Genomic DNA, 19,823 nt, shown 5'->3' with positions numbered 1-19,823 from the left:
TGCCGTAGGAATGGCGGTGGGACCGGTAGGGGTCCCGTCAGGGGGGAGGGGCGCTTGGTGGTGAAGGGGGACTCCACCAAGCGCCTGCCCGCCTACAGGCCGACGGCCTTGTACAGCGAGCCGACTTCCTGGCGGTTGAGCACGCGCATCGAACCGGGCCGCTGGTTGCCCAGCCGCACGTCGCCGACGGCGGTGCGGACCAGGTTCTCCACCGGGTGGCCGACGTGGTCGAGCAGCCGGCGCACGATGTGCTTGCGGCCCTCGTGCAGGATCACCTCGACCAGCGCCTTGCCCGGCATCGCGGAGATCAGCTTGAACGAGTCGACCGCGATCGGGCCGTCCTCCAGCTCGACCCCGGCGCGCAGCCGCTTGCCCAGGTCCTTCGGGATCGGGCCGGGCACCTCGGCGAGGTAGGTCTTGGTGATCTCGTAGGACGGGTGCATCAGCCGGTGCGCCAGGTCGCCGTCGTTGGTCAGCAGCAGCAGGCCCTCGGTGTCGGCGTCCAGCCTGCCGACGTGGAACAGGCGCTCCTTGCGGTTGTGCAGGTAGTCGCCGACGCACGGGCGGTGCGCGTCGTCGTGCATGGTGGACAGCACGCCGCGCGGCTTGTTGAAGACGAGGGTGACCACGTCCTCCTTCAGCACCACGCGCACGCCGTCGACGTGCACGACCGCGTTGTCCGGGTCGATCCGGCGGCCCTGCTCGCGGACCACCTCGCCGTCGACCTGGACGCGGCCGAGTTCGATCAGCTCCTCGGCGACCCGCCGCGAGGCGATGCCCGCCTTGGCGAGCACCTTCTGCAGCCGGATCCCCTCTGGTTGGCCGGAGGTGCCGGGCACGGCCTGGTCAGACATCGTCGATCGCATCCACTTCGGGCAGGAGGGGGGCGATCGGCGGCAGGTCGCCAAGCGACGACAGCCCCAACCGCTCCAGGAACAGTTCGGTCGTGCGGTAAAGGATGCCACCCGTGTCGGAATCCGTGCCCGTCTCGGCGATCAGGCCGCGCGCGACGAGCGTGCGGATGACGCCGTCCACGTTCACCCCGCGCACCGCCGCGATCCGGGCCCTGGTCACGGGCTGCCGATAGGCGATCACCGCGAGTGTTTCCAACGCGGCCCGGGTGAGCTTGGCGCGCTGCCCGTCGAGCAGCAGCTTCTCCACGAATGGCGCGAAGCGGTCCCTCGTGTAGAACCGCCAGCCGTCGCCGATTCTACGCAGGTCGATGCCGCTGCCCTGCTCGGTGTACCGGGCGGACAGCCGGCGCAGGGCGGCCGTGACCCGCCTCACCGACTGGTCGAGGACGCCCGCCAGCTGCTCCTCGGCGATCGGGGAGTCCACCACGAGCAGGATCGACTCCAGCGCGCCCTCGAACTCGGCGTCGTCGGACAGGTCGGGCAACCCGGTCGACTCGGCCTCGTCGTCCACCGGCGGTTCCGGCTCGGCCCCCGGTCGGGTTTCCGGTCGGGTTTCCGGCTCGGGCACGGCGGCGAGCACGGGCGGCCCGGTTTCCCCGACCGGTCCGGACCCGGTTGGTCGGTGCTCGCTCACCCGTACTCCTCGTCCTCGTCGCGGGCCTGCGCCTGCGCCTCCTCGATCGTGCCGCCGACCCACGTGATCCGCAGCTCGCCCAGCGGGTCCGGCTGCTCGAAGGCGAGCGACCTCTCCCGGTACAGCTCCAGCAGCGCCAGGAACCGCGCGACGACCTCCATCGTCTCCTCGCACCCGGCGATCAGCTCGGCGAACGTCGTCGTGCCCAGCTCCACCAGCCGCGCCCGCAGCAGGTCCGCGTGCTCGCGCACCGAAACCCGGTGCTGGTGGATGTGCGACGTCGACACCGTCGGCGGCGGCTTGGGCCGGAACACCACCGCGGCGATCTCGGCGAACCGCCGGTCGTCCACCCCGAGCATCACCTCGGGCAGCAGGCCCTCGTAGCGCTCCTCCAGCGCCACCGACCTCGGGTAACGCCGGTGCGCGCCCCGCTCCAGCTCCCCGAACAGCGCCGCGACCTGCTTGTACGCCCGGTACTGCAGCAGCCGCGCGAACAGCAGGTCCCGCGCCTCCAGCAGCGCCAAGTCTTCCTCGTCCTCCACGTCGCCCGCGGGCAGCAGCCGGGCCGCCTTGAGGTCGAGCAGGGTCGCCGCGATGACCAGGAACTCGGTGGTCTCGTCCAGGTCCCACTGGTCGCCCAGCGCCCGGATGTAGGCGATGAAGTCGTCGGTGACCGTGTGCAGCGCCACCTCGGTCACGTCCAGCGTGTGCTGCGAGATGAGCTGGAGCAGCAGGTCGAACGGGCCCTCGAAGTTGGTCAGCTTGACCTTGAACCGACCGTCGCCCGGCGGCGCGACCTCGGGCTCGGGCGTGGGCTCGGGCTCGGGCTCGGGCGCAGACTCGGCCTCGGGCTCGGGCGCATCCTCCGCCGCGTCCTCGGGCATGGGCTCGGGCAGGGCCTCGGTGACGACCGGAGCGGCCACCTCGGGACCGTTCCCGGGTGCGTCACCGCTCACTGCTCGCGCAACCTGCGCACCAGCAGCGAGTCCGCGCCGTGCGCTTCGAGGTCGTCCAGCACGATCGCGATGGCCTCGCGCACCACCCGGCCCCGGTCGACCGCCAGGCCGTGCGCGCCGCGCAGCGCCAGCCGCGCGTGCTCCAGCGCCAGCAGCTCCTCGTCGGACACGTACACCGTGATCTTGGTCGAGTGCTTCTGCCGCCCGGTGCCCCGCCGCGGCGCGGCCGGTTCCCGCTCCGGCGCGTCGGCGGGCGCGGGACCGGTGGTGGTGAGGCGGAACAGCTCGGACGCGCCCGGCAGCGATGGGCGTCGGGTCACCGGGCGATCACCTCGCGCGCCAGCGCGCGGTACGCCTTCGCGCCGCCCGAGCGCGGCGCCCAGCGGGTGATCGGCTCGCCCGCGACGGTCGTCTCCGGGAACCGGACCGTGCGGTTGATCACCGTGTCGAACACGACCTCGCCGAACGCCTCGACCACGCGCGCCATCACCTCGCGGGAGTGCAGCGTGCGCGGGTCGTACATGGTGGCGAGGATGCCGGTGATCTCCAGCTTCGGGTTCAACCGCTCCCTGACCTTCTCGATGGTGTCTATCAGCAGGGCGACCCCGCGCAGGCTGAAGAACTCGCACTCCAGCGGGATGAGGACGCCGTCGGCCGCCGCGAGGGCGTTGACCGTGAGCAGGCCGAGCGACGGCTGGCAGTCCACCAGCACGTAGTCGTAGTGCTCTATCACCGGCCGCAGCGTGCGGACCAGGGTGTGCTCGCGCCCCACCTCGGACACCAGCTGGATCTCCGCGGCCGACAGGTCGATGTTGCTGGGCAGCAGGTCCATGCCCTCGACCGGGGTCCGCATGATCACGTCGCCGACGCCGACGTTGCGCTCCATGATCACGTTGTAGATCGTCTGGTCGAGCTGGTGCGGGTGCACCCCGAGGCCGACCGACAGCGCGCCCTGCGGGTCGAAGTCGACCAGCAGCACCCGCCTGCCGTACTCGGTGAGCGCGGCGCCGAGGTTGATCGTGGAAGTGGTCTTGCCGACCCCGCCCTTCTGGTTGCACACCGCGAGGATCTTCGCCGGGCCGTGCCGGGCGATCAGCGGCGGGTCGGCGACGAAGCGCAGCGGGCGGCCTGTCGGCCCGATGTCCCCCTCGACCTGCTCGGTGGCGTCGTCGTCCGCGGGTGCGGCGTGCGGGGCGAGGCTCAGCTCGACCGAGGCGCGCGGCACACCGGACGGTGGCGGGGGTGGTGGGGGCGCGCCCCACGCCTGTCCCGCGTGCTCCGGTGTCGACATCGCCTTCCCGATTCCTAGTCCTCTGCCTGGGCGCAGCCTAGGCACAGCGAGGGCGACCAGCAACGTGCCTCGCCGAAGCGCACGCAATCGTTTCCGCGACGTCCCAGCGCCCCGCCGCGGCTCAGCGGCCCACCGCTGCCGCGGTCCGGTCGCCGTCCCGCGCGCAGGCCAGTTCGGCCGCGCGGAGCACCGTGTCGAGCAGGCCGGGGAACAGCTCGTCCAGGTCGTCGCGGCGCAGGGACACCCACCGCTGGTTGCCCCGGGCCCTGGTCCGGGTGATGCCCGCTTCCCGCAGCACCCGCAGGTGCTGCGACAGCGTGGACTTGGCGACGTCCACCATCAGCGCGCCGCACAGGCGCTCGCCGTCGGCTTCGATCTGCCGCACCACCGCCAGCCGGGTGTGGTCGCTCAACGCGTGCAGCACCGCCCCCAGCACGATCGCGTCGCGCTCGGGCTCGTCCAAGTTCGGCACCTGGTCGGCACCTCCAGCTCGTCGGGCTCTGGCAGGGGGGGCACCCGGTCGGGGTGGTCGCCCACGGTACCCGTGGACCTCTCACGTTCTAACCCGTCGCGCGAGGATGAGCGGTGGCGTGCACCTCGCGCAAGGTGTTGACCGTGACGAGCGTGTAGACCTGCGTCGTCGTGACGGACGCGTGGCCGAGCAGCTCCTGCACCACCCGCACGTCCGCGCCGCCCTCCAGCAGGTGGGTGGCGAACGAGTGGCGCAGGGTGTGCGGCGAGACGTCGGCCTCGACGCCCGCGCGCTCGGCGGCGGCCTTCAGCACGTGCCACGCCGTCTGCCGGGACAGCCGGCCGCCGCGGGCGTTGAGGAACAGCGCGGGCGAGCCCCGCTTGGCCAGGGCGGGGCGCGCGCGCACCAGGTACGCCTCCAACGCCTCCAGCGCGGGACGCCCGACCGGCACGATGCGCTGCTTGCCGCCCTTGCCGTCGAGCAGGACGGTGCGCTCGGCGGCGTCCACGTCGTCCACGTCCAGGCCGACGACCTCGGAGATCCGCGCGCCGCTGGAGTAGAGCAGTTCCAGCAGGGCGCGGTCGCGCAGGTGGGCCGGTGTCTCGGTGGGGCCTTCGAGGAGCTTCAGCACGTCGGCCACCGGCAGCGCCTTGGGCAGCCGGCGCGGCGGTGTCGGCGGGTGCACGGCGCGGGCCGGGTCGTGCGCGGTGATGCCCTCCAGGTGGGCGAAGCGGTGCAGGCCGCGGACCGCGACCAGGGTGCGCGCGGCGGAGGACGCGGCCAGCCCCGCTTCGCGCAGGGAGGCCAGGAAGTCGCCCACCAGCGCCTCGGTGACGTCGACCAGGTCGTCCACCCCCCTGGCCGCCAGGTGCTCGGCGTACCGGCGCAGGTCGCGGCCGTAGGAGTCGAGCGTGTTGCGCGCCGTGCCCCGCTCCACCGCCAAGTGGTCCAGGTAGGCGCGCACCACCCGCCCCACCGGGGTCGCGCTCACCGCTGTGCCAACGCAGTCACGGGGGGCGGTGTGGCGTTCGCGCGCGCCCGCGTCGAGGTGCGCGGCGCGTTCGCCGCGCCGTGGGACACCGCTTCCCGCAGGCCGGTCGACACCCCCCGATCCTAGGTCGACCAGCGGGTTCCGGCTCGACCGGCGCTCGCGGGCTGTTAGCGTTCTGCGGGTGTCGGAACCACACCAGGTGCGCATCGGCGACCAGCAGCGCGAAGAGGCGATCACCGCGCTGAACGACCACTTCGCGTCCGGTCGCCTGGAGATCGGCGAGTACGAGCAGCGCGTCGGTTACGCGTCCGCGGCCCAGACCGCGCAGGAGCTGGCCTCCCTGTTCCACGACCTGCCGCAGCCGCACCCGGTGTTCGTGCCCCCGACGTACCCGCCCACGTACCCGCCGACCGGCGCGTACCCGCCGCCCCCCGGTCACCCCACCTCCGGCCACGGCTACCCGCCCGCGTACGCGGACCCGCCCCGGCACCAGGCGTACGGCTACCCGCCGGGGTTCAACCCGAACGCGCCGTACGGCGTCGACCCGCTCACCGGGCAGCCGCTGTCGGACAAGTCGCGCGTCGCGGCGGGCGTGCTGCAGCTGGTGCTGCCGTTCGGCATCGGCCGGTTCTACGTCGGTGACACGGGGATCGGCATCGCGCAGCTGCTGACCTGCGGCGGCTGCGGCATCTGGTCGCTGATCGACGGGATCGTCCTGCTGGTCAACGGCGGCACCGACGGCGAGGGCCGCAAGCTACGCGACTAGGTTGCGCGCGACCATCCACGCCACGGCCAGCGCCACCACCGGCACGCCGACCTCCCGCGGCACCGGCGGCGCCGGCCGCCCGGCCCTGGCCGCCCGGAACCACCGCGCCCACAACCAGGCCAGCAGCGGCAACCCGGCCACCAGCACCACGGCGTTGAAGTGCCAGGCGCCGACGAGGTCGCCGTGCAGCAGGGCGTGCGCCATCCGCGTCGCGCCGCAGGCCGGGCACTGGATGCCGGTCAACGCGTAGAGCGGGCACGGCGGCAGCAGCGACCCGGGCTGGTTGGGGTCCACGAACAGCAGCACCCCGCACCCGCCCACCGCCGCCGCGGCCACCGCCAGCGGACCTCGCACACCCACCACCACCCGCCACCGAACGCTCAACTCATCCCTCCCGAACGTAGGACACGCGCGACGCGAACGCAGGACTCTCGCGAGAGTCCTGCGTCCAGGACGCGAGAGTCCTACGTCCAGGACCGGTGAGTTGAACGCTCAGGACTCGCGGGCCGCGAAGCGGGTCGGGCGGTCCCGGAACGGGGTGTCGGACGGTCGGCCCGTCGCCCCCGAGGTGACCACGACGTGCGCGGCGAGGAGCCCGGACACGGCGGGACCGTTGACGATCTCCCCCGCCAGGGCCATGTCCACCGCCTCGGCCAACGGGAAGCTCCTCGCCTCCAGGTCGGCCTCCTCCTCGCCCTGCACGTCGCGGTCCACCTCGGTGAGCCCGCGGGCCAGGAACACCCGCACCACCTCGTCGGTGAACCCGGGCGACACGGCGACGTCCACCAACGTCGTCCACTCCGACGCCGCCAGCCCGACCTCTTCGGCCAGCTCGCGCCGGGCCGCGGCCAGCGGCGTCTCGTCGCCCGCGTCCAACAAGCCGGCCGGCAGCTCCCAGAGCCGCCGGCCCAGCGGGTGCCGGTACTGGTGGATCAACGTCACCGCACCGGCCGGGTCCAAGGCCACCACCGCCACCGCGCCGAGGTGTTCCACCACCTCGCGCGATGCCGAATCGCCACCAGGCATGGCGACCTCGTCCACCCGCAACGCGACGACGCGCCCGACGTGCACGTCCCGCGACGAAACTGTCTCGAACTCGTGCCGCCCGCTCACTGCGCGACCCCCGCGGTCTCGGGCAGCGGCAGCCGGTCGGCCAGCCGGTAGTCCAGCGCCGCCTTCACGAACGCCGCGAACAGCGGGTGCGGGCGGGTCGGCCGGGACTTCAGCTCCGGGTGCGCCTGCGTGGCCACGAAGAACGGGTGCGCGTCGGCCGGCAGCTCGACGAACTCCACCAGCCGCCCGTCCGGCGACGTCCCGGAGAACACCAGCCCGGCCTCGCTCAGCCGGTCCCGGTAGGCGTTGTTCACCTCGTACCGGTGCCGGTGCCGCTCGGACACCTCCAGCGACCCGTACGCCGCCGCCACCTGCGACCCCGGCAGCAGCGACGCCGGGTACGCGCCGAGCCGCATCGTGCCGCCCATGTCCCGCTGCCCGGAGACGACGTCCTCCTGGTCGGCCATGGTGCTGATCACCGGCGACCCGGTGTCCTCGAACTCCGACGAGTTCGCGTCGGCGATGCCCGCCAGGTTCCGCGCCGCCTCGATGACCAGGCACTGCAGCCCCAGGCACAGCCCCAGCAGCGGGATGCCGCGGGTCCGCGCGTAGGTGATCGCGCCGATCTTGCCCTCGATGCCGCGCACCCCGAACCCGCCGGGGACGAGGACCGCGTCGAGCCCGGCCAGCGCGTGCGCCGCGCCGGACGGCGTCTGGCACTCGTCGGACGGCACCCACACGATCTCGACCTTGGTGCGGTGCGCGAACCCGCCCGCCCGCAGCGCCTCGGTCACCGACAGGTAGGCGTCCGGCAGGTCGACGTACTTGCCGACCAGGCCGATGCGGACCCTCTCGGACGGGTTGTGCACCCGCTCCAGCAGGTCGCCCCACACGGTCCAGTCGACGTCGCGGAACGGCAGGTCGAGCCGCCGCACCACGTACGCGTCCAAGCCCTCGCCGTGCAGCACCTTGGGGATGTCGTAGATGGACCGCGCGTCGACGGCCGCCACCACGGCCTCGTTGTCCACGTCGCACATCAGGCCGATCTTGCGCTTCAACCCGTCCGGGATCTCCCGGTCCGCCCGGCACACGATGGCGTCGGGCTGGATGCCGATGTTGCGCAGCGCGGCGACGGAGTGCTGCGTCGGCTTGGTCTTCAGCTCGCCCGACGGGGCGAGGTAGGGCACCAGCGACACGTGCAGGAAGAACACGTTGTCCCGGCCGACGTCGTGGCGCACCTGGCGGCACGCCTCCAGGAACGGCAGCGACTCGATGTCGCCGACCGTGCCGCCGACCTCGGTGATCACCACGTCGGGCACGACGCCGTCCGGCCCCGGCTCGGCCATCGCCCGGATGCGCCGCTTGATCTCGTCGGTGATGTGCGGGATCACCTGGACGGTGTCGCCCAGGTACTCGCCGCGCCGCTCCTTGGCGATCACCTCGGAGTACACCTGCCCGGTGGTGACGTTCGCGTCACCGGAGAGGTCGCGCGCCAGGAACCGCTCGTAGTGGCCGATGTCGAGGTCGGTCTCCGCGCCGTCGTCGGTGACGAACACCTCGCCGTGCTGGAACGGGTTCATCGTGCCCGGGTCCACGTTCAGGTACGGGTCCAGCTTCTGCATGGTCACCCGGAGACCACGAGAGGTGAGCAGCTGTCCGAGGCTGGACGCGGTCAACCCCTTGCCGAGGGAGGACGCAACACCCCCGGTGACGAAAACGTGCTTGGTCGTACGTGCCTGCTGCACCAAGGAGGCTCCCCGTGGTCCTGGATTTCCGCTGGGGGCCGGCTGCGGTGGTTCCGCACAGCTCAGCGCCCTGTCCACGGGCCCTAACGCTAACACGCCGCCGGTCACCGAGCGCGCTGGCCGGCCCGGAGCGGGATCACTCGGATGGCCTAGGACCGGTCGAACACCGGACCACGGCCCGGTGAACACCCGGTTCCACCCGTCCCGGCCCGACACCCACACCCCCGTTCGCGCACCCCCGCACGCGCACGCCGCCTCAGCTCGACGCCCATCCGCGCACGCGCCTCAGCTCGACGCCCATCCGCCCGGCCGCGCCCGCCCGCCCGGCCACGCCCGTCTGCGCACGCACGCCCGGCTCAGCCCGACATCCCCGGCGCCGGGGCCTCCGCGTTCCCCGCCATCCCATACCGCCCGGCCTTGCCCTCCAGCTGCTCCCGCAGCGCGAGCACCGCCACCACCCGCCCGGCCGCCGTGCCGACGTCGTCCACGGTCGACAGCACCGAGGTCGCCGCCGTGTCCGCCCGCACCACGCCGACCGCGCCCGTCCCGTCCGCCGACCCGACCGAACCCGCCAGCACCACGCCCGCGCCGGACCGGTCCAGCTGGGTGGCGAACCGCGCCACCACCGCCGCCCGGTCGGTCGCCGACTCACCCGAGACCGAACCGCCGGTCAGCACCACCGCCAGCTGCGCGGGCCGCAACCCCTGGTCTGGCGGCTTGACGAACCCGGCGCTCGCCAGCCCGCCCAGCGCCGCCGCCAGCTCCTCCGGCGTGGACCGCGGTTGCCCGGTGTCCTTGTCCACCAGCAGCAACGACCCGAGCAGGCCGCCCGCCCTGGTGCCGGGGTCGGCGCCGGTGGGCAGCCTGCTGCCCGCGGGCTGGAGCCTGGCCACCAGGTCCAGCAGCTTCTCGGACCGGTCCAGGTCGGCGAACGACTCGGTGAGCCGCAGCTCGCCGGTCACGGTCGCGCCCGCCGCCCGCAGCAGCCCGGTCAGCGCGTCCCGGTCGTCCGGCGCGGCGTCGGCGGTGGTGACCAGCACGACGGTCCGCTCGGCCAGGCTCCCCCGCACCGCGGGCGGGCCGACGGACGCCGCGAACCGGTCCGCGGCGGCGAGCCGGGCGTCCAGGTCGTCGCGCTCGACCCGCAGCGCGGCGACCTCGCGGCCCAGCGCGTCCTTGTCGTCGTTCAGCCCGGACAGCAACCGGCCGCTGATCGCGGTCGACCCGAGCACCACGCCGACGGCCAGCGCGAGGAACACCGCGGTGATGGAGACGATGTGGTAGCGCACGGAGATCACCCGGACAACCCCCTGAACCAGTCGGCGACGACGCCCGCGTAGACCTGACCGACACCGGACACCGCGAGCGCGGCCACCACCGCGACCACCGAGGCCACCACCAGCAGCACGACCAGGCCGGTCGACACCCGGCCGCGGTGCAGGGTCGCGACGGCGTGCCCGTCCACGAGCTTGTCGCCGAGCTTGAGCCGGGTCAGGAACGTGGACGGGGTCGACCCGGCGTTGCCCCGGTCCAGGAACTCCCGCAGCCCCGCCTGCACGCCGACCGTCACCACCAGGGACGCGCCGTGCGCCTCGGCCAGCAGCAGCGCCAGGTCCTCGGCGTTGCCGGTCGCCGGGAACGTCACCGCGCCGATGCCCAGGTCCTGGATCCGCTCCAGGCCGGGCGCGTGGCCGTCGATCTGCGCGGGCACCACCACCTCGGAACCGGCCCGCAGCGTGGCCGTGCCGATGGCGTCCGGGTCGCCGACGATGACGTCCGGCGCGTACCCGGCGTCGTGCAGGGTGTCCGCGCCCGCGTCCACGCCGATCAGCACCGGCCGGTGCTCGCGGACGTACTTGCGCAGCTCGCGCAGCTCCTCGGCGTGCCGCGGCCCGGCGGCGACGACCAGCACCTGCCGGTCGCGCATCGGCACGTGCAGCTCGGGCACGCCGATCCCGTCGAGCAGCAGCGCCCGCTCCCGGCGCAGGAACTCGATCGTGTTCGCGGAGAACGCCTCCAGCTGCGCGGCCATGCCCGCCTTGGCCTCGACCATCGAGTCGGCGATCGTCTCGGCGGTCTGCTCGACGCCCCGCGCGACCTCCTTCGCGCCGACGAACACCGCGCCGTCGTGCAGCCGCAGCTTCATGCCCTCCTTGACGTCGCGCAGCACCGCCGTGCCGACGCCGTCGACCAGCGGGACGCCCGCCTCGACCAGCAGTTCCGGCCCAAGGTTGGGGAACCGGCCGGAGATCGACGGCGAGGCGTTGACCACGCCGGCGACCCTGGCGTGCACCAGGGCCTCGGCGGTGCGGCGATCGAGGTCGACGTGGTCGAGGACCGCGACGTCACCGGCGCCCAGCCGGCGCAGCAGGTCACCCGAACGACGGTCGACCCGCGCCACACCGGTGACGCCTGGCAGTTCGTGGTGCGCGCGGCCGAGCAACCCGGAGAGCTTCATGCACCGATGGTGACCCACCGCGCGCCCGGCACGCGGCCAACACGCCGGGCCGATCAGGGCTGGTCAGCACCCTTGTCATTCCAAAGTGGACGAATTTCCCCCGGTCGGGTGACGACGGTCGCCCGCGCCGGGCTCCCCCGCCCCGGGCGGCGGGTCGGCGGGCACGCCCAGGTCCGCGACCGGGATGGCGATGCCGAACGGCGGCGTGTCGTCCTCGTCGTCGGCCACCTGGTACACCGACGGCCCGGTCGGCCGCGCCACCCGCTCCGGCCAGTCGTGCGCCAGCACCGCGCCGACGAGCAGCGCCACCGCCGCGGCGGAGAGCAGCCAGGTGCCCGTGCCGACGAACTGGTCCACGTCGACCGTCGGCGGCGTGTTCTCGGCGCCGAACAGCGTCCGCAACGTCTCCAGCGCCGCCCACACCGTGCCGACGACCACCCCGGACGCCACCAGCACCGCGAACCGGCCGATCGCGGCGAGCAGCGGCGACCGCAGCTGCAGCACCGCGCCGACGCCCGCGAGGACGGCGGCGAAGACCAGGCCGTAGCCGTAGACGGGGATTCCCGGCCCGGCGTCCACCCCGGCCCGCACCGGCTCCTCCACCAGTTCCCACCCGGTCAGCGCCACCGACCGCCGCTCCGGGAACGGCAGCGGACCGCCCGGCCCGTACCGGATGACGGTCTCCCGGCCGAACAGCTCGAACAGCGAGCCGAGCACCACGAACAGCGCGCCCGCGCCGGTGGTGATCACGGCGGCCGCACGTCGGGACATCGCACGCCCTCCCCGTCGCCCGTCGTCGGGCGACGCGGGCGAACCGGCCGGGTCAGCCGGGTCCGGCGCGCCGACCGGCCCCGTCACGGCGTGCCACCCGACCCGTCGGCCGGCCGCTCGTACCGCGACTCCGGGATCTGCGCGACCTCGACCTGGACCACTGGGATGCCGAACGGCGGGGTGTCCACGTCGTCGTCACCGGCGACCTCGCCGTCGTCGTCCACCCGGTACACCACCGCCCCCTCGGGCCGCGGCGCACCGGACCGCCGGGCGTGCAGCAGCACCGCGCCCAGCACGGCCGCCAGCGCCGACGCGCCGAGCACCCACACACCGGCGCCGGCCTCGCCGCGGTAGCCGAGCGGGTCGACCTCCGACGCGCGGCCGACCACCCACACCGCGTACGCCTCGGTCGTCCACACCGCGCCGACCATCAGCGCCGCGCCGGTGATCGCCGAGTAGCGGGCCGCCAGCCGCTGCGACTCCGGCAGGAACGCCAGCGCCGCCGCGACCACCAGCAGCGCCGACGAGATCACGATCGGCACGCCGAACTGGGGGCTGCGCCCGACCAGGACCTGCAGCTGGTGCCCGGCGTCCGGCACCACGTCCCAGGACGTGGTGGTGAACCCGTACCGCGCCCCCTCGAAGTCGGTGCCCTCCCAGAACAGCGGCAGGAACGTGCCGACCGCGGCCGCGACACCGGCCGCCACCAGCAGGGCCGCGCCGAGCAGCCGTCGGCTCACTTCTTCTTCGCCTTGCGCCGCACCACGGGCACGCTCTCCTTGTCGGCCTTCGCCGCCGCCAGCAGCTCCTCGGCGTGCGCGCGGCCGGTGTCGGTGGAGTCCATGCCGGCGAGCATCCGGGCCAGCTCGACCACCCGCTGCGACTCGTCCAGCCTGCGCACGCCGCTGCGGGTCAGCACGCCGTCCGCGGTCTTGTCCACCACCAGGTGCCGGTCGGCGAACGCGGCGACCTGCGGCAGGTGCGTGACCACGATGACCTGGTGGCTGCGCGCCAACCTGGCGAGCCTGCGGCCCACCTCGACCGCCGCCCGACCGCCCACCCCGGCGTCGACCTCGTCGAACACCAGCGTCGGCACCGGGTCGGAGTGCGACAGCACGACCTCCAGGGCCAGCATCACCCGCGACAGCTCACCGCCGGACGCGCCCTTGTGCACCGGCAGCGCGGGCGCGCCGGGGTGCGCGATCAGCCGCAGCTCCACGTCGTCCACGCCGCTGGCGCCCGCGTGCAGCAACCGCCCGTCCACCGGCAGCGCCTGCGCGTCGCCCTGCTCGGCCACCCTCGGCCGCACCGCGACCTCGACCGTGGCGTGCGGCATGGCCAGGCCGGTCAGCTCGTCCGACACCGCCTTGCCCAGCTCCTCGGCCGCCTCGACCCGCTGCGCGGTCACCCGCCGCGCGTACCCGGCCAGCTCGCCGGCCAGCTCGTCGCGCCGCGCGGCCAGCGCCGCCAGCGCCTCGTCGGACGTGTCGAGCCCGTTCAGCCGCGACGACGCGTCCTGCGCCCACGCGATCACGCCGTCGACGTCGGCGGCGTACTTGCGGGTCAACGACTTCAGCTCGGCCTGCCTGGCCAGCACCTGCTCCAACCGCGCCGGGTCGGCGTCCAGGTGCTCCAGGTACGACGCGATCTCCGCGCCGACGTCGGCCAGCAGCGTCTCCGCCTCCACCAGCCGGGACTCCAGGTCGCGCAGCTTCGGGTCGTCGGAGGCCACCAGCCGCCGCCGGGCCTCGCCGATCAGCCCCAACGCGCCGGGCACGTCCGGGTCGCCGTCCGGCGAGCCCGCCACCGCGTACTGCGCGCCGGACGCCGCCTCGCGCAACTGGTCGGCGTCGGCGAGCCGGCGCGCCTCGGCGACCAGCTCCTCGTCCTCGCCCGGCTTGGGGTCGACCGCGGTGATCTCGGCCAGGCCGTGCCGCAGCAGCTCGGCCTCGCGGGCCAGCTCGTGCGACCGCGCGGTGCGCTCGGCCAGCTCGGTCGCCACCCGCAGCCACTCGTCGCGGACCTTCCGGTACGACCGCAGCGGCTCGGCGACCTCGTCACCGGCGAACCGGTCCAGCACCGACCGCTGCTCGGCGGGCCGCAGCAGCCGCAGCTGGTCGTTCTGCCCGTGCACCGCGAGCAGCTGCTCGGCCAGCTCGGACAGCACGCCGACCGGCACGGACCGGCCGCCCAGGTGCGCCCGGGAGCGGCCGTCGGCGCCGACGGTGCGGATCGCGATCACGCTGCCGTCGTCGTCCGGCTCACCGCCGACCTCCTCGGCGACCTTCGCCGCCGGGCTGCCGGCGGGCGCCTGGAACCGCCCCTCGACCACCGCCTTGTCCGCGCCGTTGCGCACGCGGGACGCCTCGGCCCGGCCGCCGCCCAGCAGGTGGAGCCCGGTCACGACCATCGTCTTGCCCGCGCCGGTCTCGCCCGTCACCACGGTGAAACCGGCGTCGAGCTCAAGGGTGGCCTCGTCGATCACACCGAGGCCCTGGATGCGCATCTCGGCCAGCACGACCGGAACACTACTGGGCGACGCGGGCCGCGCGTGTGCTCGGGGGCGGGTGTCCTGCTGTTGATCTAGCCGGTCTGCTTGGCCGACGGACCGCGCCACCCCTGCACCGGCAGCTCGAACTTCTCCACCAGCCGGTCGGTGAACGGGCCGGGCCGCAGCCGGATCAGCCGCAGCGGCGTGCTGCCGCCGACGACCTCGACCCGCGCGCCCGGCGGCAGGTTCACCGTGCGGCGGCCGTCCGCGCACAGCACCGCGGCCTCGCCCTCCGGGTCGACCTCCAGCGCGACGACCGACGCGGGCGACACGACCAGGGGCCGGGCGAACAGCGCGTGCGCGTTGCTCGGCACCACCAGCAGCGCCTGCACGTCCGGCCACACCACCGGCCCGCCCGCCGAGAACGCGTACGCCGTCGACCCGGTCGGGGTGGCCACCAGCACGCCGTCGCAGCCGAACGCCGACACCGGCCGGCCGTCCACCTCGACCACGACGTCCAGGATGCGCTCCCGGGTGCTCTTCTCCACGCTGGCCTCGTTGAGCGCCCACGTGCCCTCCAGCACCTCGCCGTAGACCGACGCGGTGATGTCGAGCGTCATCCGCTCCTCGACCTCGTAGTCCCGGTCGATGACATGCGCGATGGCCTCGTACAGCGCGTCGGAGTCGGCCTCGGCCAGGAAGCCGACCCGGCCCAGGTTCACCCCGAGCACCGGCACGCCCGCCGCCCGCGCCAGCTCGGCCGCGCGCAGCAGCGTGCCGTCACCGCCGAGCACGAACACCAGCTCGGCGCCCTCGGCGGCCTTCTCGTCGGCCACCACGACCTGCGTGTAGCACGACGAGTCCAGGTCGGGCGCCTCGTCCTCCAGCACCCGCAGCCGCACCCCGCCCGCCGCGAACCGCGTCGCGACCTCCTGCGCCACCAGCACGTTGCTGCGCCGTCCGGTGTGGACGACCAGCAGGATCTCCCTCGTCACCGAATCCGTGGTCACCGGGGTCCTTCCGCTACGGCGGCGCGCACGAGCGCGGTGGCGTCGGCCGCGTCGAGGGGTTCGCCCCGGCGCAGCCAGACGAAGAACTCGACGTTGCCCGACGGGCCGGGCAGCGGGCTCGCGGTGACGCCGTGCAGCCGCAGGCCCAGCCCGGCGGCGGACGCGACGACGTCCAGCACCGCCTCCGCCCGCAGCTCCGGGTCCCGCACCACACCGCCCGAGCCGAGGCGTTCCCTGCCGACCTCGAACTGGGGTTTCACCATCGGCAGCAAGTCGCCCTCCTCGTCGAGGCACGCGGCCAGCGCGGGCAGCACCAGCCTCAACGAGATGAACGAGAGGTCGGCCACCACCAGTTCCACCGGACCGCCGATGTCCTCGGGCGTCAACGACCGGACGTTCGTCCGGTCCTTGACCACGACCCGGTCGTCGGTGCGCAGCCGCCAGTCCAGCAGGCCGCGGCCGACGTCGGCCGCGACGACCTGCCGGGCGCCCGCGCGCAGCAGCACGTCGGTGAACCCGCCGGTCGACGCGCCCGCGTCCAGGCACCGCCTGCCCTCGACGCCGACCCCGTCGAACGCCTCCAGCGCGCCGACCAGCTTGTGCGCGCCGCGTGAGGCGTAGTTCGGGTCGTCGGTCTCGCGGACGACCAGCGCGGTGTCCAGCTCGACGGCGGTGGCGGGTTTCGTGGCCACCGTGCCGCGCACGGTCACCTTGCCGTCGGCGACGAGTTGGCTCGCGTGCTCCCGCGACCTGGCCAGCCCGCGGCGGACCAGTTCGGCGTCCAGCCGAGCCCTGCGCGGCACCGGTCAGACCTTGTCGATGCTGGACAGCGCGGCCGTCAACGCGGTGTGCGCGTCGTCGAACCGGGCCACGTGCTCGACCACGTCCAACCCGTCCAGCCCGTCGAGGGCGGCCAGGGCGTCGTCGATCCCGGCCACGGGATCACGCGGCGGACCGGGGAGGGGAACCTCGAAGCTCACGGGATTCAAGGTAGCCGATGCAGCACGGACAGGTCTGCGGCCACGTAGGTCGGCCGCCGGTCCTCGGGCAGCTCCCGCGCCTCGGCCTCGGTGGACACGCCGGTGAGCACCAGCAGCGAGTCCATGCCCGCGTTCACCGCGCCCGCGATGTCGGTGTCCAACCGATCGCCGACCACCAGCGGCCGCTGCGCGCCCGCCGACTTCGCGGCCTGCTCCAGCAGCGGCGTGGCCGGCTTGCCCGCCACCAGCGGCTCGACCCCCGTCGCCGTCCGCAGCGCGGCGACCAGCGAGCCGTTGCCGGGCAGCAGACCGCGCTCGGTGGGCAGCGTCGCGTCCACGTTGCACGCGATCCAGTGCGCGCCGCCCTGCCGGATCGCCACGCACGCCTCGGCCAGCTCGCGCCAGCCCAGGTCCTGCGAGAGGCCCTGCACGACCGCCTGCGCGCCCTCCGCGTCCCGGGTGGGCCGGAACCCGCGCTGCCGCACCTGCTCGGCCAGCGCGTCCGTGCCGAGGACCAGCACGGTGGCGCCGGGCGGCACGAGGTCCAGCAGCATCGCCGCGCCCGCCTGGGCGCTCGTGCTGACCTCGTCCAGGGCCGCGCCGAAGCCCAGTTCGGTCAGGTGCTCGGCCACCGCCTCCGGCGAGCGGGACGCGTTGTTGGTGACGAACCGGATGCCGGTGCCGTGCTCGCGGGCGGCGGCGACCGCCTCGACCGCGCCGGGCACGGCCTCCCGGCCGCGGTAGACCGTGCCGTCGAGGTCCAGCAGCAGGGCGTCGTAGCGGTCCAGCAGCACAGGCGTCTCCGTTCGGTGGCCGGTTCCCCGGTGAACAGTCTGGAGGCTCGGCACCGGGTGGTGCCGAGCCTCCAGCTGTGACTTCGGTCGGTCGGTGACCCCGGTGGGTCAGTCCTGCGGGCTCAGGTCGAACGCCCGCTCGGCCGCGTCGGTCTCGTTGTCGTCGTCGGCCTGGGCGGCGTTGAGGAACCACTTCACGGCTTCCTCGGTGCGACCGGCCGCGGCCAGGTTGTCCGCGTAGGCGTAGAACAGCCGGGCGCTCCACGGCTCGCGCCGCTTCTCGTCCAGGTCGTCGCCCTGGAGCGCCACCACGGCCGCGTCCAGCTGCCCCATGTCCCGACGCGCGCCGGCCGCGACGATCCGCAGCTCCACCGCCTCGTCCGGGGCCAGCAGCGACACCTGCGCCTCGCGAGCCAGCTCGATGGCCCGCTCCGGCCGCCCCAGCGCCCGCTCGCAGTCCGCCATCACCGCGACGTGCCCGGCGCCGTGCGACATCCGGCGCGCGGCGCGCAGTTCGGACAACGCCTCGGCCCACTCACCGGCGTGGTAAGCGGTCAGCCCGGCGGCCTCGCGGACCACCGCGACCCGCGCCGCCTTCGACCGCGCGTACCGCGCGTGCTCCAGCGCCAGCTCGGGCTCGCTGTCGATCAGCATGCCTGCGGCGGCCAGGTGCCGACCGACGATCTCGGCCAGGCCCTTCGGCAGACCGCGCAGCTCCTGCTTCACCTCGGGGTCGAGGACGGAGATGTCGGCGTCCTCGGGCAGCTCGGGCGTGCGGGCCCGGGTGAACACCCGCTCCTCGCCGTCGCCCTCGACCGCATCACCCTCGACCGCCGCCGGGGCCTCCGCAGCCCTTTCTTCCGCCGCTTCGCCCGCGACCGCACGGTCCGCGACCGCTTCGCCCGCAGCCTCGTCGGCCTCGTCGGCCTCGTCGGCCTCGGCCGGAACGTCGTCACCCTCGTCCGCGCCCTCGGCTGCCCCTACCTCAACGGCCTCGACGTCAGTGTCGACCGCCGGGTCGGCTGCAGTGCCGGCCGTCGTGTCAGCCGACGTGCCGACCGGGGCGTCCACGGTCGCGTCGTCAGCGGCCTCGACACCCTGCTGCTGCTCATCACCCTGGGCAACCCGCTCCTGGAACCGCGCCGCCCGCTCACGGCTGCGCTCGTCCCGACGGTCGTTCCCCGGCTTCTCGCTGCCCGGCTTGTCATACCGCGGCTTCTCGTACCGCGGCCGGTCATCCCGACGCTGGTACCCACCCCGGTCACTGCCACCCCGGTCACCACCCGACCGGTCGTCCCGACGCTGGTAGCCACCGCGGTCACCGCCACTGCGGTCACCACCGGTCCGGTCATCCCGACGCTGGTAACCACCGCGGTCGCCACGGTCGCCACCGGACCCGGAGCGGTCGTCACGCGGCCGGAACTCCCGGCGCTCGCCACCCCGGTCGTCCCGCCGCTGGAACCCACTGGGCCGGTCGTCCCGACGCTGGTAACCACCAGGCCGGTCATCACGCCTCTGGTACCCGCCACCGCCACTGCGGTCGCCACCCTGCCGGTCGTCCCGACGCGGGTAGCGGTCACCACCGGTCCGGTCGTCGCGCCGCTGGTAGCCACCGCGGTCACCGCCACTGCGGTCACCACCTGGCCGGTCATCCCGACGCTGGTACCCGCCCCGGTCGCTGCCACCACGGTCGCTGCCACCCCGGTCGTCCCGACGCGGGTAGCGATCACCGCTCGGCCGGTCGTCACGGCGCTGGTAACCACCGCGGTCGCCACCCGAACGGTCATCCCGCCGGGGGTAGCTGCTGCGCTCGCCGCGATCGGACCCGCGGTCGAAACTGCGAGCAGGCCCGCGGTCGTCGCGCGGACGGTCGTAACGAGGGCGCTCGCCCCGGTTGTCATCACGACGATTGTCATCACGACGATTGTCGTCACGCCTGTTGTCATCGCGCCGGAACCCGCCCCGGTCACCGGTGCGGTCGTCGCGACGAGGTGCACTACCGCGATCGTCACGCGAGCGGTCGAAGCGCGGACGGTCGTCACGGGAACGGTCGTCACCGCGAGGACGATCATCGCGGGAGCGGTCGTAACGGGGCCGGTCATCGCGGGAGCGGTCATCACGCGGTCGGTCGTAGCGCGGGCGGTCACCGGAATCCCGGCGGAAACCGCCACCGCGGTCATCACGACGCGGCGCCCCACCGCGATCGTCGCGCGGCTTGTCGTAACGAGGGCGCTCGCCCCGGCTGTCGTCGCGCCGGTCGGCGCCACGAGGCTTGTCATAGCTCGGCCGGTCGTCCCGGCGCGGATAGCCACCGCTCGACCGCTCGCCCGTCCCACCACGGGCGTCACGACCGCCACTGCTCGGCTTGCGGCTCCCCTGGCCACGGCCACCGTCGTCGGATCGGCGCGGTCGGTCTCCCTGGCCACGCTGACGGTCGCCGGGTCGATCCCCGAACCTGGACACTAACTCCTCCTACTGTGGACACGCCGAAAGGGCT

Annotated in this window: 22 protein-coding genes; 2 read left to right on the top strand and 20 right to left on the bottom strand. The window is 74.1% G+C overall.

Annotated elements, in window-relative coordinates; all coding sequences use genetic code 11:
- Positions 1 to 92: 92 nt before the first annotated feature.
- From AB0F89_RS17035 to xerD, 7 genes are all read right to left on the bottom strand, one after another.
- Positions 93 to 854, bottom strand: a complete 762-nt coding sequence (locus AB0F89_RS17035; protein ID WP_367137296.1) for a pseudouridine synthase — start codon at positions 852 to 854, stop codon at positions 93 to 95.
- A complete protein-coding gene (gene scpB / locus AB0F89_RS17030; protein ID WP_367138894.1) occupies positions 847 to 1,482 on the bottom strand; it encodes an SMC-Scp complex subunit ScpB in 636 nt (211 codons plus the stop codon). Before scpB ends, AB0F89_RS17035 begins: the two co-directional genes overlap by 8 nt.
- 62 nt (positions 1,483 to 1,544) lie before the next feature.
- A complete protein-coding gene (locus AB0F89_RS17025) occupies positions 1,545 to 2,471 on the bottom strand; it encodes a ScpA family protein (protein WP_367137294.1) in 927 nt (308 codons plus the stop codon).
- 29 nt (positions 2,472 to 2,500) lie between these two features.
- A complete protein-coding gene (locus AB0F89_RS17020) occupies positions 2,501 to 2,824 on the bottom strand; it encodes a hypothetical protein (protein ID WP_367137292.1) in 324 nt (107 codons plus the stop codon).
- Complete coding sequence (locus AB0F89_RS17015) at positions 2,821 to 3,795, bottom strand: ParA family protein (protein ID WP_367137290.1); 975 nt, start codon at positions 3,793 to 3,795, stop codon at positions 2,821 to 2,823. Before AB0F89_RS17015 ends, AB0F89_RS17020 begins: the two co-directional genes overlap by 4 nt.
- 121 nt (positions 3,796 to 3,916) lie before the next feature.
- The gene (locus tag AB0F89_RS17010) at positions 3,917 to 4,267 is read right to left on the bottom strand and encodes an ArsR/SmtB family transcription factor (RefSeq protein WP_367137288.1); all 351 of its coding nucleotides are present in this window, start codon (positions 4,265 to 4,267) and stop codon (positions 3,917 to 3,919) included.
- A gap of 88 nt (positions 4,268 to 4,355) precedes the next feature.
- Positions 4,356 to 5,234, bottom strand: a complete 879-nt coding sequence (gene xerD / locus AB0F89_RS17005; protein WP_367138892.1) for a site-specific tyrosine recombinase XerD — start codon at positions 5,232 to 5,234, stop codon at positions 4,356 to 4,358.
- A gap of 205 nt (positions 5,235 to 5,439) precedes the next feature.
- On the opposite strand from xerD, the gene AB0F89_RS17000 reads away from it, so the two are divergent.
- The gene (locus AB0F89_RS17000; protein WP_367137286.1) at positions 5,440 to 6,024 is read left to right on the top strand and encodes a DUF1707 domain-containing protein; all 585 of its coding nucleotides are present in this window, start codon (positions 5,440 to 5,442) and stop codon (positions 6,022 to 6,024) included.
- Here the strand turns inward: AB0F89_RS17000 and AB0F89_RS16995 are convergent.
- The 13 genes from AB0F89_RS16995 to AB0F89_RS16935 form a co-directional block, all read right to left on the bottom strand.
- Positions 6,013 to 6,378 (bottom strand): DUF2752 domain-containing protein, encoded by a 366-nt coding sequence (locus tag AB0F89_RS16995; RefSeq protein WP_367137284.1) that lies wholly within the window; start codon positions 6,376 to 6,378, stop codon positions 6,013 to 6,015. The genes AB0F89_RS17000 and AB0F89_RS16995 overlap by 12 nt on opposite strands.
- A 138-nt stretch (positions 6,379 to 6,516) precedes the next feature.
- The gene (locus AB0F89_RS16990; protein ID WP_367137282.1) at positions 6,517 to 7,137 is read right to left on the bottom strand and encodes an NUDIX domain-containing protein; all 621 of its coding nucleotides are present in this window, start codon (positions 7,135 to 7,137) and stop codon (positions 6,517 to 6,519) included.
- Complete coding sequence (locus AB0F89_RS16985) at positions 7,134 to 8,825, bottom strand: CTP synthase (protein WP_367137280.1); 1,692 nt, start codon at positions 8,823 to 8,825, stop codon at positions 7,134 to 7,136. Before AB0F89_RS16985 ends, AB0F89_RS16990 begins: the two co-directional genes overlap by 4 nt.
- 353 nt (positions 8,826 to 9,178) lie before the next feature.
- The gene (locus AB0F89_RS16980; protein ID WP_367137278.1) at positions 9,179 to 10,120 is read right to left on the bottom strand and encodes a copper transporter; all 942 of its coding nucleotides are present in this window, start codon (positions 10,118 to 10,120) and stop codon (positions 9,179 to 9,181) included.
- On the bottom strand, positions 10,117 to 11,280 hold the full coding sequence (steA, locus tag AB0F89_RS16975) for a putative cytokinetic ring protein SteA (RefSeq protein WP_367137276.1): 1,164 nt from the start codon (positions 11,278 to 11,280) through the stop codon (positions 10,117 to 10,119). Before steA ends, AB0F89_RS16980 begins: the two co-directional genes overlap by 4 nt.
- Positions 11,281 to 11,355: 75 nt before the next feature.
- Positions 11,356 to 12,051, bottom strand: a complete 696-nt coding sequence (locus AB0F89_RS16970) for a hypothetical protein (RefSeq protein WP_367137274.1) — start codon at positions 12,049 to 12,051, stop codon at positions 11,356 to 11,358.
- 83 nt (positions 12,052 to 12,134) lie between these two features.
- Positions 12,135 to 12,791 carry a hypothetical protein gene (locus tag AB0F89_RS16965; RefSeq protein ID WP_367137272.1) on the bottom strand — a complete coding sequence of 219 codons (657 nt, stop codon included), beginning with the start codon at positions 12,789 to 12,791 and terminating at the stop codon, positions 12,135 to 12,137.
- Positions 12,788 to 14,569 carry a DNA repair protein RecN gene (recN, locus tag AB0F89_RS16960; RefSeq protein WP_367137270.1) on the bottom strand — a complete coding sequence of 594 codons (1,782 nt, stop codon included), beginning with the start codon at positions 14,567 to 14,569 and terminating at the stop codon, positions 12,788 to 12,790. Before recN ends, AB0F89_RS16965 begins: the two co-directional genes overlap by 4 nt.
- Before the next feature lie 65 nt (positions 14,570 to 14,634).
- Positions 14,635 to 15,552 carry an NAD kinase gene (locus tag AB0F89_RS16955; RefSeq protein WP_367137268.1) on the bottom strand — a complete coding sequence of 306 codons (918 nt, stop codon included), beginning with the start codon at positions 15,550 to 15,552 and terminating at the stop codon, positions 14,635 to 14,637.
- Positions 15,549 to 16,355, bottom strand: coding sequence for a TlyA family RNA methyltransferase (locus AB0F89_RS16950; protein WP_367137266.1), 807 nt, complete (start codon positions 16,353 to 16,355; stop codon positions 15,549 to 15,551). Before AB0F89_RS16950 ends, AB0F89_RS16955 begins: the two co-directional genes overlap by 4 nt.
- Positions 16,356 to 16,358: 3 nt before the next feature.
- Positions 16,359 to 16,532 (bottom strand): hypothetical protein, encoded by a 174-nt coding sequence (locus tag AB0F89_RS16945; RefSeq protein WP_367137265.1) that lies wholly within the window; start codon positions 16,530 to 16,532, stop codon positions 16,359 to 16,361.
- 5 nt (positions 16,533 to 16,537) lie between these two features.
- Positions 16,538 to 17,326 (bottom strand): HAD-IIA family hydrolase, encoded by a 789-nt coding sequence (locus AB0F89_RS16940; RefSeq protein WP_367137264.1) that lies wholly within the window; start codon positions 17,324 to 17,326, stop codon positions 16,538 to 16,540.
- Positions 17,327 to 17,434: 108 nt separating this feature from the next.
- On the bottom strand, positions 17,435 to 18,052 hold the full coding sequence (locus AB0F89_RS16935; protein WP_367137263.1) for a hypothetical protein: 618 nt from the start codon (positions 18,050 to 18,052) through the stop codon (positions 17,435 to 17,437).
- Between AB0F89_RS16935 and AB0F89_RS16930 the strand changes: the two genes are divergently transcribed.
- A complete protein-coding gene (locus tag AB0F89_RS16930) occupies positions 17,996 to 19,792 on the top strand; it encodes a hypothetical protein (RefSeq protein WP_367137261.1) in 1,797 nt (598 codons plus the stop codon). The genes AB0F89_RS16935 and AB0F89_RS16930 overlap by 57 nt on opposite strands.
- The last annotated feature ends 31 nt before the right edge of the window (positions 19,793 to 19,823 follow it).

The sequence above is a fragment of the Saccharothrix sp. HUAS TT1 genome (assembly GCF_040744945.1).
In the GTDB taxonomy this organism is placed as follows: Bacteria; Actinomycetota; Actinomycetes; order Mycobacteriales; family Pseudonocardiaceae; genus Actinosynnema.
This window is presented reverse-complemented; position numbering and strand designations above follow the sequence as displayed.

Excerpts from the sequence above, each read along its gene's own strand:
- AB0F89_RS17035 (WP_367137296.1), bottom strand. The coding sequence starts at position 854 with ATGTCTGACCAGGCCGTGCCCGGCACCTCCGGCCAACCAGAGGGGATC.
- AB0F89_RS17015 (WP_367137290.1), bottom strand. The coding sequence starts at position 3,795 with ATGTCGACACCGGAGCACGCGGGACAGGCGTGGGGCGCGCCCCCACCA.
- steA (WP_367137276.1), bottom strand. The coding sequence starts at position 11,280 with ATGAAGCTCTCCGGGTTGCTCGGCCGCGCGCACCACGAACTGCCAGGC.
- AB0F89_RS16970 (WP_367137274.1), bottom strand. The coding sequence starts at position 12,051 with ATGTCCCGACGTGCGGCCGCCGTGATCACCACCGGCGCGGGCGCGCTG.